Annotated in this window: 28 protein-coding genes; 14 read left to right on the forward strand and 14 right to left on the reverse strand. The window is 22.5% G+C overall.

Annotation, left to right across the window (positions count from 1 at the left end):
* Positions 1–12 precede the first annotated feature (12 nt).
* The 14 genes from AAHM95_RS06290 to AAHM95_RS06355 all read right to left on the reverse strand — a co-directional run bounded on the left by AAHM95_RS06290 (position 13) and on the right by AAHM95_RS06355 (position 4,867).
* Positions 13–390, reverse strand: coding sequence for a hypothetical protein (locus AAHM95_RS06290; RefSeq protein WP_342274294.1), 378 nt, complete (start codon positions 388–390; stop codon positions 13–15).
* 17 nt (positions 391–407) lie between these two features.
* Entirely contained in the window at positions 408–596 is a 189-nt protein-coding gene (locus AAHM95_RS06295; RefSeq protein ID WP_342274293.1) for a hypothetical protein, read from the reverse strand.
* Between the two features lies 1 nt (position 597).
* A complete protein-coding gene (locus AAHM95_RS06300) occupies positions 598–786 on the reverse strand; it encodes a hypothetical protein (protein WP_174481134.1) in 189 nt (62 codons plus the stop codon).
* 40 nt (positions 787–826) lie between these two features.
* Positions 827–985 (reverse strand): hypothetical protein, encoded by a 159-nt coding sequence (locus AAHM95_RS06305; protein ID WP_339041839.1) that lies wholly within the window; start codon positions 983–985, stop codon positions 827–829.
* A gap of 16 nt (positions 986–1,001) precedes the next feature.
* Positions 1,002–1,826, reverse strand: a complete 825-nt coding sequence (locus AAHM95_RS06310) for a hypothetical protein (RefSeq protein WP_342274292.1) — start codon at positions 1,824–1,826, stop codon at positions 1,002–1,004.
* An 11-nt stretch (positions 1,827–1,837) separates the two neighbouring features.
* Positions 1,838–2,074 (reverse strand): hypothetical protein, encoded by a 237-nt coding sequence (locus AAHM95_RS06315; RefSeq protein WP_174480108.1) that lies wholly within the window; start codon positions 2,072–2,074, stop codon positions 1,838–1,840.
* Positions 2,074–2,418, reverse strand: coding sequence for a hypothetical protein (locus AAHM95_RS06320; RefSeq protein ID WP_342274291.1), 345 nt, complete (start codon positions 2,416–2,418; stop codon positions 2,074–2,076). The genes AAHM95_RS06315 and AAHM95_RS06320 overlap by 1 nt, the downstream gene beginning before the upstream one ends.
* 3 nt (positions 2,419–2,421) lie before the next feature.
* The gene (locus tag AAHM95_RS06325) at positions 2,422–2,604 is read right to left on the reverse strand and encodes a hypothetical protein (protein ID WP_342274290.1); all 183 of its coding nucleotides are present in this window, start codon (positions 2,602–2,604) and stop codon (positions 2,422–2,424) included.
* 101 nt (positions 2,605–2,705) lie between these two features.
* Positions 2,706–2,999, reverse strand: coding sequence for a hypothetical protein (locus AAHM95_RS06330; RefSeq protein WP_342274289.1), 294 nt, complete (start codon positions 2,997–2,999; stop codon positions 2,706–2,708).
* Positions 3,000–3,001: 2 nt separating this feature from the next.
* The gene (locus tag AAHM95_RS06335; RefSeq protein ID WP_342274288.1) at positions 3,002–3,466 is read right to left on the reverse strand and encodes a hypothetical protein; all 465 of its coding nucleotides are present in this window, start codon (positions 3,464–3,466) and stop codon (positions 3,002–3,004) included.
* A 2-nt stretch (positions 3,467–3,468) separates the two neighbouring features.
* Entirely contained in the window at positions 3,469–3,741 is a 273-nt protein-coding gene (locus AAHM95_RS06340; RefSeq protein WP_342274287.1) for a hypothetical protein, read from the reverse strand.
* A gap of 15 nt (positions 3,742–3,756) precedes the next feature.
* The gene (locus AAHM95_RS06345; protein WP_342274286.1) at positions 3,757–3,960 is read right to left on the reverse strand and encodes a hypothetical protein; all 204 of its coding nucleotides are present in this window, start codon (positions 3,958–3,960) and stop codon (positions 3,757–3,759) included.
* 134 nt (positions 3,961–4,094) lie between these two features.
* A complete protein-coding gene (locus AAHM95_RS06350) occupies positions 4,095–4,613 on the reverse strand; it encodes a hypothetical protein (protein WP_342274285.1) in 519 nt (172 codons plus the stop codon).
* 2 nt (positions 4,614–4,615) lie between these two features.
* Complete coding sequence (locus AAHM95_RS06355; RefSeq protein WP_342274284.1) at positions 4,616–4,867, reverse strand: hypothetical protein; 252 nt, start codon at positions 4,865–4,867, stop codon at positions 4,616–4,618.
* 1,567 nt (positions 4,868–6,434) lie between these two features.
* Here AAHM95_RS06355 and AAHM95_RS06360 point away from each other — a divergent pair.
* The 14 genes from AAHM95_RS06360 to AAHM95_RS06425 all read left to right on the forward strand — a co-directional run bounded on the left by AAHM95_RS06360 (position 6,435) and on the right by AAHM95_RS06425 (position 12,052).
* Complete coding sequence (locus AAHM95_RS06360) at positions 6,435–6,953, forward strand: hypothetical protein (protein ID WP_342274421.1); 519 nt, start codon at positions 6,435–6,437, stop codon at positions 6,951–6,953.
* A gap of 134 nt (positions 6,954–7,087) precedes the next feature.
* Positions 7,088–7,291 carry a hypothetical protein gene (locus AAHM95_RS06365; RefSeq protein WP_342274422.1) on the forward strand — a complete coding sequence of 68 codons (204 nt, stop codon included), beginning with the start codon at positions 7,088–7,090 and terminating at the stop codon, positions 7,289–7,291.
* An 8-nt stretch (positions 7,292–7,299) separates the two neighbouring features.
* A complete protein-coding gene (locus AAHM95_RS06370; RefSeq protein WP_342274423.1) occupies positions 7,300–7,764 on the forward strand; it encodes a hypothetical protein in 465 nt (154 codons plus the stop codon).
* A gap of 2 nt (positions 7,765–7,766) precedes the next feature.
* Positions 7,767–8,060 carry a hypothetical protein gene (locus AAHM95_RS06375; protein ID WP_342274424.1) on the forward strand — a complete coding sequence of 98 codons (294 nt, stop codon included), beginning with the start codon at positions 7,767–7,769 and terminating at the stop codon, positions 8,058–8,060.
* A gap of 3 nt (positions 8,061–8,063) precedes the next feature.
* Complete coding sequence (locus AAHM95_RS06380; RefSeq protein ID WP_174480528.1) at positions 8,064–8,222, forward strand: hypothetical protein; 159 nt, start codon at positions 8,064–8,066, stop codon at positions 8,220–8,222.
* 1 nt (position 8,223) lies between these two features.
* Positions 8,224–8,367 (forward strand): hypothetical protein, encoded by a 144-nt coding sequence (locus AAHM95_RS06385; protein WP_174480527.1) that lies wholly within the window; start codon positions 8,224–8,226, stop codon positions 8,365–8,367.
* Positions 8,360–8,665, forward strand: coding sequence for a hypothetical protein (locus AAHM95_RS06390; RefSeq protein WP_174480526.1), 306 nt, complete (start codon positions 8,360–8,362; stop codon positions 8,663–8,665). The genes AAHM95_RS06385 and AAHM95_RS06390 overlap by 8 nt, the downstream gene beginning before the upstream one ends.
* Complete coding sequence (locus AAHM95_RS06395) at positions 8,665–8,910, forward strand: hypothetical protein (RefSeq protein ID WP_338979212.1); 246 nt, start codon at positions 8,665–8,667, stop codon at positions 8,908–8,910. The genes AAHM95_RS06390 and AAHM95_RS06395 overlap by 1 nt, the downstream gene beginning before the upstream one ends.
* A gap of 119 nt (positions 8,911–9,029) precedes the next feature.
* Positions 9,030–9,851, forward strand: a complete 822-nt coding sequence (locus AAHM95_RS06400; RefSeq protein WP_342274425.1) for a hypothetical protein — start codon at positions 9,030–9,032, stop codon at positions 9,849–9,851.
* A gap of 14 nt (positions 9,852–9,865) precedes the next feature.
* Complete coding sequence (locus AAHM95_RS06405; RefSeq protein ID WP_342274426.1) at positions 9,866–10,024, forward strand: hypothetical protein; 159 nt, start codon at positions 9,866–9,868, stop codon at positions 10,022–10,024.
* Positions 10,025–10,065: 41 nt separating this feature from the next.
* Positions 10,066–10,254 carry a hypothetical protein gene (locus AAHM95_RS06410; RefSeq protein ID WP_174481134.1) on the forward strand — a complete coding sequence of 63 codons (189 nt, stop codon included), beginning with the start codon at positions 10,066–10,068 and terminating at the stop codon, positions 10,252–10,254.
* Between the two features lies 1 nt (position 10,255).
* Positions 10,256–10,441, forward strand: a complete 186-nt coding sequence (locus AAHM95_RS06415; RefSeq protein ID WP_342274427.1) for a hypothetical protein — start codon at positions 10,256–10,258, stop codon at positions 10,439–10,441.
* A 17-nt stretch (positions 10,442–10,458) separates the two neighbouring features.
* Positions 10,459–10,836, forward strand: coding sequence for a hypothetical protein (locus tag AAHM95_RS06420; RefSeq protein WP_342274428.1), 378 nt, complete (start codon positions 10,459–10,461; stop codon positions 10,834–10,836).
* 16 nt (positions 10,837–10,852) lie between these two features.
* Positions 10,853–12,052 carry a hypothetical protein gene (locus AAHM95_RS06425; protein WP_342274429.1) on the forward strand — a complete coding sequence of 400 codons (1,200 nt, stop codon included), beginning with the start codon at positions 10,853–10,855 and terminating at the stop codon, positions 12,050–12,052.

Consider the following 12,052-nt stretch of genomic DNA (forward strand, 5'->3'; position numbering starts at 1 on the left):
TCTTCCTTTCGTTTATAAATAATTTTTCTTTTTATAATTAATTAAAAAATTTTCTTTATCATTTGTTTTATTATTAATAATTATTTGTTTATTGCCACCTGTATTAATTGTTTGTTTAAATACTGGTTGTTCTTTAATCATTTTTTTAATAGTTTCTTCAATTTTTGAATTTTCTATATTACTTGTTGTAAATTTTAAATAATCATAAAATTCAGTTTTAACTTGATATTTTTTAAATATATTAATCATTTCTTTTTCTTTAATTTCTTGATTAAGTTTATTTAACTTATTTTCTGCTTCATTAACTTTATTTTCTATTTCTTGTGAAGAAGCATTATTTTCATTTAAAGGTTCAGTTGTTTGTTGAACATTATTTTCATTTTCTAACATTTAACATTCTCCTAATCTTATCCCAATAATCAATCTTTAACTAATTGTGGCATTTCACTTATTAGTTTTTTATAATCAATAATTGCTTGTTCTAATTTTTCTACATCTTCATATGTAAAATAGTCATTACTAATGCGTAATTCATAATCAGCATCAATGGTAAGTTCTAAATCATGATATTTATTATTAAATTCAATTTTTGTCATATTATTTTTCTCCTTTATTAATCTTTTCATTTAATTTTGCTAATTTTTTTTGATGTTTTATAATTTTGTTATTTGCTCTAACATGTTTTGGAGTTGTGATAAATCTTTTTAATAAAACAATAATTTCTCTGCAAATTAATGTTCCAACACTTGTTCCAATAATTATTAATTCATGTAAAAATTCTTTCATCTCAATATTTTCCTTTCAACTATTTATTATTTATTTTTGATTATTCATCAAATTCACCTTTATTAATTCTTTCAATCATACATTTTGCATCCATTAAAAGATTTGCAATTAAACGTTCATTCAGTCGTATATCTTCTAAATCTTTTTCATGTTGTTTTAATTTATCATTGTAATATTCAAGTATTTTTTCTTTATTCATAAATTATTCACCTCCTTTATAAACTCATGTGATTATAATCTCAATTTAATGAAGCATTATTGTGATTTAATGCTACTTCGCTCATATTATCACTACCGTATTGACTAGTTGTTTCACTATTAATTGTGAATCTATTATCATTTACTAATCTTGCAGTTTCATCATTAAATGATGTTTCTTGCATTTCTTCATTATGATGTGTAGTTTCCATAGGTAGTAAATTATGGATTATTTCACTTCCACCAGCAACAATAGTAGGAATTGCATAAGCATTATTAAAATCATTATTTATACCCATTGCTACACCACTTGATATTAAACATCCACCAGTAGCCATATTACAAATCTTTCTTATTGTTTCAAATTTATTAGGTATTAACTCAGTTAATCCACTAATAAGATTTGAAATACCATAAGCATTTAAACTAATATATGTATCTCAATCCATTAATGACTGATGTTCTTGTTTATTTAATAATAATCATGGAGGACCTTCTGTTGTAGTTGTAGTAGTTATTGGAGTTGGTGTTGTTGGAATAATAGGATTAATATTATTTTCTGTTCATTTACTATAATTTGCTAAACCAATTGTTCCTAAACCTAATAAGATTTTTTTACTACTATTAATTAATTTATTTTTAGTATTTGGTCTTTGATTTAAATTTCAAATATCTAAACCTAATTTTTTACCAAATAATAAACTATTAATTGAACCTAATACTGGATTTACAATCACTTGACCATAATAAGCACTTGTACCTATCATTGCACAAATTGGGCTTATACCGGTTCTAATTAATTTAGTTAAAGTATAATTTGATTGATTTTCTATATTTGGCATTTTAATCTCCTTTAATTTTCTAATTTTTTAATTGTTACTTTAATTCAACCTTGATAAACATCATTATCACCAACTATTAATGCAACATTACTTTCCGGGTCAGAAACAATTATGTGTTTTGATTTAACATTTGGATATTGTCTTAAAATAATTGCTCTAATATCATTACTTGTATGAATTGCTTTTGGAAATGGTGATAATATTTCAATTTCATCTTTATTTTCAAACAAAGTAGGTAATATAATCATTAATCAAAGTCTCCTTCATTAATATACATCTGAAGATTAAATAAAACACTTTCTTGTCCTATTTTAAATGAATCACTAGAATTAGATTCTTTATTTTCTTTTAGAGTTGTTATAATAAAATTAATTAATTTTTCTTTATTAATACAATTTTTATGTTTTGATTTATTAATTTCATCAACTTTAATTCTATGTTTTTTACAATATGTTCTACGATATTCATCAAATTGCTCATCTGTCATATTTTCACATTGTCTTTGTCTTTGTTCATTTTTAATTTCATCATAATGTGGTTCATGAATAAATTTTTCAAATGTTATTGTTTCAGTTCATGTACATCTATTCATTAGTTATTCTCCTTTTAAATCATCAATAAATATACTAGCTTCTCAACAATCTTCTTTAGCATCACCTTTAATTACTTGTTTACAATAAATATTTCAACCATTATCAATATATTCACCCACAACTCCATGTCCTTTAATTTTTGGTTCTAATTTTTTTGCTAATTTAAGAGCTTCTTTTTCAGTCATTATTTACTCTCCTTTGGATGTTGAAATTGAACAGCTTTACAATTATCACATCTAAATATTAATTCAATACTTACATTTTCATGTTCACATTTATTCATTAGTTATTCCTTTCATTTTTTAAATCATTTAACATTAATTGAACAAAATGCACGATTTTTAGGAATGTTTAAAGTATTAAAGATTTGACCAGTTACTATAATTTCATCATTTTTGTTTAATAAAATACATCGTTTATAAAATTTTGGGTTATTAAAAATTAAAGTAACATAGTTTAAACCATTTCATTGACCTCGAACACTATAATATAATTCTTTATTACCTTTTTCATGGTATTTTGCTTCAATAGTATTACTAAGTTTGACTGTTAATTTGACATAATTTGCTTTATCTTTCATGTTTATAATTTCCTTAAATAATTATCAAAAATTAATATTTTTTTATGATTTTTTAAATAATATTGAATATGCTTATAAGCATCTTGTTCATGTTTTGTTAATTTTATATTTCCTTTATATTCTGTTATTTTATTTTTATTTTTTGGTTCACTTTCTAAATAATCTCAGTTCATAACATCTTGTGCTAATACCATTAATGCACCAATAATTTTAGGAGTTACTAATGGATTAGTTAATAATTGTTTTGAATTTAAAAAGAAATTTTCGACAATAACTAATATTTTTTTATTATCAGAATGTTTTTTAATTAATAAAAAGTATTTTTTATACAAATTTTTACTTTCTAAAACTGTTTTAGTTTTAAATGTTTCATTAAAAACAATATTATTTGTTTCATTTGAATATATAACAATTCCATTATTACCTATTCCTGCTGGGTCAATTCCAATAATTAAGTCATATTGCATTATTAATCAAAGTCTCCATTTTTAATTTCATCTCTTAATTTAATAATAAATCCGAATGGAGTTAAACCTTGTGTATCACTAATATAAAAGGTTTCATAATCAAGTATTTTATTAATTAATTTTTCTTTATATTCATTAATTATTTCTTTTTTAAAATCTTCTCTTAATTTTTCTATATTATTTAAATGTTCTTTTGTTATTTCTTGATTACGTTTTTTATTATATTCATTAATTATTTCTTGGTCTTTATAAGAAAATGGTTTTTGTTTATTCATATTTAAACCTCCCACTTAACCTCTAACAACTGTTTTGATAATTTCCAAATCACAATTACTTCAGCAATATTTGCATTCTTCGATAAATTCTTTATGACCACAAACTAAATTATATTTTTTTAAATCATCAATCAGTTTAATTAGTCCTATTTTAAATTCAATATCATCACTGTCCGTTATATAAATCGTTCCTCTTTTAGTTAAATATTCTTTATCCATATTTATACCTCCTACTTAATCTAATATTTAAAATACAGTCATAACAAATTGCTTTACTATTTTTATCTCTTAAAAAGTTTTGTCTTGTTTTTATATCATCAGTATTAAAGAATAAATAATCTAATTTATGTTGTTTACATGTTCAACAAAAATACTTTTTCATTATGAGTTGAAATTTCTTTATAAGAAGTAACTATATAATTAATTGGTAAATCATCATGTTTGTATGGATTATTTATTTTAAAACCTTTTCTGTTTTCTTCTCACGTAATGTTATATTTAAAACAAGGATTAGTAATTTTAGTTTTGTTATCTGTTATTTCACCAATAAATCAACTATTATACTGTTCATAAAATGTTAATGGTTCTAGTTTTATATCATTAAGATAATATTCTTTTGGAGGCGTTGGTTTATTAACAGTTATTTTTTGGTCTTTAATATATGGTTCTAATAATTTTATTAATTCATTACCATTTAGTTCTCTTTTAATATTTTCTAAATTAAAAACTCAATATGTGTAACTGTTATCAACAATAAAAGAATTATTTTTAATCATTCATTTTGGAAGCGATAATTTATATTCAAAATAATCAATAAGAATAGATTGTGGTTTATCTTTAATAATTTGTTCTTTTTTAAACTCTATTTGCATAATTAATCACTTCTACATCAATCACAAACATATCCATATGGGTTTTTATAATCTAAATGTTCTTCAATATCATAATCATCTTCAAATTTTCTAATATCATGTTGTTCTGCTTCTAATTCTGTTTTAAAGCGATAAAGCATTTGGATTTTGTCATCTTCATATAATTCATTACATTCAACACATCTTTTTCTTCTTTTTTTAATTTTATTATCAATCTTTCTTAGTGCTTCATAATCAAGAATTTCTATTGCCATAATAATCCTTTACTAATATGTCCTGTTGCTTTCTAGCATAAAGGACATATATTTTGATTTTTAGTTTATTAATATTACTATTATTAGTTTTATTCATTTCAGAAATTCTGGGCTCGTAAATAATTTAAAAATTTTAAAAAAACGATGAGGCATTCGATTCAATATTTATTTAATTTATGTTTAATAAATTAATATTTTAATTGAACCGGCACCGCTCAATTTTTTTTACAAGTTTGAAATTTATTTTCTCGCCCAAAAAAATTTTTCAAAAAAAATAAAAAATAAAACCAACACTTGCTCACTGGGGAGTGGCAAGGTTGGTTAAATAAAGAATAGAATTAATACAATAGGTCCCTACAACAGGTCTATATATACTAGTTTCCAATTCGCTCCCACCCCAAGAATTACCATTAATGGTTAGTATAATTTATTAGGTATCACTCCACTTTTTATTTATTCATGCAAGTCCACATGCTAGCTACTATTTTTAACAACTGTGTTGTAGTTCACTTTTTTAATTCCTTAACACGTGTTGATAATAGCGTTAAAGACGGTTATTAAAAATTTTAAAATTTTACAATTACAAAAAAAGACAAGATTATTTCTTGTCTTTTTCCTTAATAAGTTTGAGAATAATTTTTTTTAAATGTATATTTTTAAAATACGTCGAATATAAATTTAAATTTAAGGGTTAAAGAGAGTAATTTTGTCTAATTTTTCATTACTTTTCAAATAATTCATTTTTGGAAATAAGTTACTAATATGATAATTAATTATTTCGTAAATTTGACAACCGCCCAATAATTAATTATCATATTAGTAACTTATTTCCGAAATTACCATTTAAAAATGATGATAGACAAATTAAATTCTCTTTTACCCTTAAATTTATATTCGACGTATTTTAAAAAATATAGATTTTATAAGATAAAATAAAAATTATTAACAAGGAAAAAGACAAGAAATAATCTTGTCTTTTTTTGTAATTGTAAAATTTTAAAATTTTTAATAACCGTCTTTAACGCTATTATCAACACGTGTTAAGGAATTAAAAAAGTGAACTACAACACAGTTGTTAAAAATAGTAGCTAGAACATGTGGACTTGCATGAATAAATAAAAAGTGGAGTGATACCTAATAAATTATACTAACCATTAATGGTAATTCTTGGGGTGGGAGCGAATTGGAAACTAGTATATATAGACCTGTTGTAGGGACCTATTGTATTAATTCTATTCTTTATTTAACCAACCTTGCCACTCCCCAGTGAGCAAGTGTTGGTTTTATTTTTTATTTTTTTTGAAAAATTTTTTTGGGCGAGAAAATAAATTTCAAACTTGTAAAAAAAATTGAGCGGTGCCGGTTCAATTAAAATATTAATTTATTAAACATAAATTAAATAAATATTGAATCGAATGCCTCAATGTTTTTTAAAATTTCATAATTTATTTTTGAGCCCAGAATTACTGCAATTAATAAAACGAATAGTAGTATTATTAATAATCTAAAAATCAAAATATATGTTCTTTATGCTAAAAGCAACAGAACATATTAGGAAAGGATTATTATGCAAATAGAATTTAAAAAAGAACAAATTGTAAAAGATAAACCACAATCTATTCTTATTGATTATGTTGAATATAAATTACAATGTCCAAAATGAATGGTTAAAAATAATAGTTTTATTGCTGATGATAAATATACATATTGAGTTTTTAATTTAGAAAATATTAAAAGAGAATTAAGTGGTAATGAATTAATAAAATTATTAGAACCATATATTAAAGACCAAAAAATAACTATTAATAAACCAATTGCTCCAAAAGAATATTATCTTAATGATATAAAACTTGAACCATTAAAATTTTATGAACAGCATAATAGTTGATTTATCGGTGAAATAACAGATAACAAAACTAAAATTACTAATCCTTGTTTTAAATATAATGTTACATGAGAAGAAAACAGAAAAGGTTTTAAAATAAATAATCCATATAAACATGATGATTTACCAATTAATTATTTAGTTACTTCTTATAAGGAAATTTCAACTCATAATGAAAAATTATTTTTGTTGAACATGTAAACAAAATAAATTAGATTATTTATTCTTTAATACTAATGATATTAAAACAAGAAAATATTTTTTAAGAGATAAAAATAGTAAAGCAATTTGTTATGACTGTATTTTAAATATTAGGTTAAGTAGGAGGTATAAATATGGATAAAGAATATTTAACTAAAAGAGGAACGATTTGCATACCAGACAGTGATGATATTGAATTTAAAATAGGACTAATTAAACTGATTGATGATTTAAAAAAAGATAATTTAGTTTGTGGTCATAAAGAATTTATTGAAGAATGTAAATATTGTTGATGTAATTGTGATTTAGAAATTATTAAAATAGTTATTAGAGGTTAACTTAATTAATGCAATATGACTTAATTATTGGTATTGACCCCGCTGGTATTGGTAATAATGGAATTGTTATATATTCAAATGAAACTAATAATATTATTTTTAATGAAACATTTAAAACTAAAACAGTTTTAGAAAGTAAAAGTTTGTATAAAAAATACTTTTTATTAATTAAAAAACATTCTGATAATAAAAAAATATTAGTTATTGTCGAAAATTTCTTTTTAAATTCAAAACAATTATTAACTAATCCATTAGCAACACCTAAAATTATTGGTGCATTAATGGTATTAGTTCAAGATGTTTTTAACTGAGATTATCTAGAAAACCACCCAAAAAATAAAAATAAAATAACAAATTATAAAGGAAATATAAAATTAACAAAACATGAACAAGATGCTTATAAACATATTCAATATTATTTAAAAAATCATAAAAAAATATTAATTTTTGATAATTATTTAAGGAAATTATAAACATGAAAGAAAAAGCAAATTATGTCAAATTAACAGTAAAACTAAGTAATACTATTGAAGCAAAATATTACGAAAAAGGTAATAAAGAATTATATTATAGTGTTAGAGGTCAATGAAATGGATTAAATTATGTTACTTTAATTTTTAATAAACCAAAATTTTATAAACGATGTATTTTATTAAACAAAAACGATGAAATTATAGTAACTGGTCAAATCTTTAATAATTGAAATATGAATATAAATCGTGCATTTTGTTCAATAAATGTTAAATGATTTAAAAAATGAAAAGAGTAAAAAATGATATTATGAAAAATTTTATTAATAGTACCAATATTAATAACAAGCATAACACTAATAATATTTTTAATATTTATTAGTAAAGAATTAAAAAATGAATATAAAGTATTAAAAATATTAAGTGAAATTGCTAATCAAATTGAAAATAAGGAGAAATAATATGAAATATGAAGATAAATGTTCTATGTGCAATAAAGTAAAAGAAAACTTTTTATCCAATACCTGTAATAGTTGTTGATTAGAATCAGTTAATAAATGAAATAGAAGAAGTTGAAGAAATTTAGGAGACATTGATAATGAATAAAGAAAATATACCATGTTGTTTTAGTGAAGTTAATGAACTTGGTAAACATATAACAAATTGTAATAATTTACCAACAAAATTAGATAAAGATAATGTTCAAGTAAGATATTTTTGTGATAAACATATGATAAAAGTTGAAAATATAAGAAGAAAAATTGCCCAAAAATATATTAATGAATATAAAGAAAAATTAATTTTAGATATCGATGAAATTATAAATGATAAAAATCCACATAGAACTTATACAGAATATGTCTTTTCTTTAAAAGAAAGAATTGAAAATGGAGAATTTGACTAATGATAATATTACCTACTTTGTTTGAAAATAAAGATGAAATTGAAATATTATCACCATTTCCCAAATCAATTCATACCAGTAATGATATTAGAACAATTATTTTAAGAGAATATCCAAATGTTAAATCAAAACACATAATTGTTTCTGATCCCGAAGGTAATGTTGCATTAATAGTTGGTGATAATGATGTTTATCAAGGTTGAATTAAAGTAACAGTTAAAAAATTAGAAATTAAAGGAGAATAAACAAATGCAGAAGGAAAAAATTAAAATTAGAAATTATGAATTTGAATTAAATTCTTATGTAGTAGATTATTTACTAGATATTATAAGAGAACTAATAAAAACAAATAAAGGAGAATAAAATGCCAAACGAAAATACACAATCAAATTATACTTTAACTAAATTAATTAGAACTGGTATAAGTCCAATTTGTGCAATGATTGGTACAAGTGCTTATTATGGTCAAGTAATTGTAAATCCAGTATTAGGTTCAATTAATAGTTTATTATTTGGTAAAAAATTAGGTTTAGATATTTGAAATTTAAATCAAAGACCAAATACTAAAACTAAACTAATTAATAGTAGTAAAAAAATATTACTGGGTTTAGGAATAATTGGATTAGCAAATTATAGTAAATGAACAGAAAATAATATTAATCCTATTATTCCAACAACACCAACTCCAATAACTACTACAACTACAACTGAGGGTCCTCCATGATTACTATTAGATAAACAAGAAAATCAGTCATTAATGGATTGAGATACATATATTAGTTTAAATGCTTATGGTATTTCAAATCTTATTAGTGGATTAACTGAGTTAATACCTAATAAATTTGAAACAATAAGAAAGATTTGTAATATGGCTACTGGTGGATGTTTAATATCAAGTGGTGTAGCAATGGGTATTAATAATGATTTTAATAATGCTTATGCAGTACCTACCATAATTGCTGGTGCAAGTGAAATAATCCATAATTTATTACCAATAGAGACAAATCATAGTAGAGAAATGCAAGAAACAACATTTACAAATGAAGTTTCAAGATTAATAAATGATAATAGATTTACTATTAATAGTGAAACAACTAGTCAATATGGTAGTGATAATCTAAGCGAAGTACCATTAAATACTGATAATGCTTCATTAAATTGAGATTACAATCACATGAGTTTATAAAGGAGGTGAAAAGTATGAATAAAGAAAAATTAATTCAATATTATGATGATAAATTAAAACAACATGAAAAAGATTTAGAAGACATACGACTGAATGAACGTTTAATTGCAAATATTTTAATGGATGCAAAATGTATGATTGAAAGAATTATTAAAGGTGAATTTGATGAATAATCAAAAATTAAAAAATAAATAGTTGAAAGGAAAATATTGAGATGAAAGAATTTTTACATGAATTAATAATTATTGGAACAAGTGTTGGAACATTAATTTGCAGAGAAATTATTGTTTTATTAAAAAGATTTATCACAACTCCAAAACATGTTAGAGCAAATAACAAAATTATAAAACATCAAAAAAAATTAGCAAAATTAAACGAAAAAATTAATAAAGGAGAAAAATAATATGACAAAAATTGAATTTAATGAAAAATATAGAAAACAAGATATCACTATTGATAGAGATTTTGATTTACATATTGATAATTGTTTTAAATTTTCTGATATCAATACATTAGAAAATGCTGTTAATGATTATAAAAAACTAATAAGTGAAATGCCACAATTAGTTAAAGATTGATTATTGGGATAAGATTAGGAGAATGTTAAATGTTAGAAAATGAAAATAATGTTCAACAAACAACTGAACCTTTAACTGAAAATAATGCTTCTTCACAAGAAATAGAAAATAAAGTTAATGAAGCAGAAAATAAGTTAAATAAACTTAATCAAGAAATTAAAGAAAAAGAAATGATTAATATATTTAAAAAATATCAAGTTAAAACTGAATTTTATGATTTTTTAAAATTTAAAACTAATAATTTAGAAAATTCAAAAATTGAAGAAACTATTAAAAAAATGATTAAAGAACAACCAGTATTTAAAGAAACAATTAATACAGGTGGCAAACCACAAACAATAATAACAAATCAACCAAATTCAATAAAAAATGCTTTATTGGATTATAAAAATAAAAATAAATTATAAGGAAGGAAAATAAAAAATGGTAGTACCATTCAAACAAAATTTAGATAATACCGAAAAATTAGTAGAAGCACCAGAATTTATAGAATTTTTTAAACAATCAAATAGTCCATGGGCAAGTTTTTTTCCTATCGAAATGGTTAATTCAACAAGAATTGAATTTATAGTTAAAAAACCAAAAGACCCAAAAGTTAAAGTTCTTCAATGAAATGATAAGAGTAAAAGAATAGATGTCGGATATGCTGATACAGATAAAATTATTAAAGAAATTACAGAAGAAGCTGTTGCTGGCGAAACAATTGCAGCAAAAGATTTATTAGCAGAAAATGGACAAAATTTATTACAAAGTATGCAATATGAAGTTGCTAATGATTTAGCAGATTATTTAGCTAATAACAATACTAATGTAATTGCAAAATATGCAATTAAATTTATGATTGAAAAATCAACAGAACCAAAATCACAAGCAATTAAATATGTAGAAGCAATGTTGGGGGCATGAAATACATTATTTCAATATAGAAATATTGCAAATTGTAGATTCTTTATTACTAATGCTCTTTATGATAGTATAGTTTACTTGGCAGATAATAAAGGTTTAATTACTGATAATGAAATTGCACAACAATTAAGATTAAATGGTAATGATTTATATATTAAAGGTGTATTATGTCAAATTGTAATGGATGACTATATGACTTTTAAAAATGATAAAAATGATGATGAAATTATGTCATTTGTTTTAGCAACGCCAAGAGCAATGAAAAGATATATGTTGCAAGATACAATTATTTATGTTCAAGAAGTGGCAGATGGTAAAGTTGGAAGAATGTATTTAGTTGGTGGAGAAGTTACAGGTCAAGCAATACCTTATATTTCTAATAATGAAACAACATCACGTTGAATGGCATGTGGAATTATTAATACTGATAAAACTGATTTAAAAACTAAAATTACAAGTTTAACAACTGATATTACTGCAAATGTTAATAACAATAATAGTGAATTAAATACACAAATAAAAAGTACTAATGAACTTAAATCATTAAATCCTAATTTAACAAATCCAACTATTAAATATTTTAGTGATGCACAAGGAAAAACTAATGTAAGTAATCAAAAACAAAAAGCAGGTGACTTATACATAACTATTAATGCTAATGTTAATGACTTAAATTATAAAGGAACAACAAATCTGATTAAAATAACTCTTAAATAA

The sequence above is a fragment of the Spiroplasma endosymbiont of Phycita roborella genome (assembly GCF_964031195.1).
Lineage (GTDB): Bacteria > Bacillota_I > Bacilli_A > Mycoplasmatales > VBWQ01 > Spiroplasma_E > Spiroplasma_E ixodetis_A.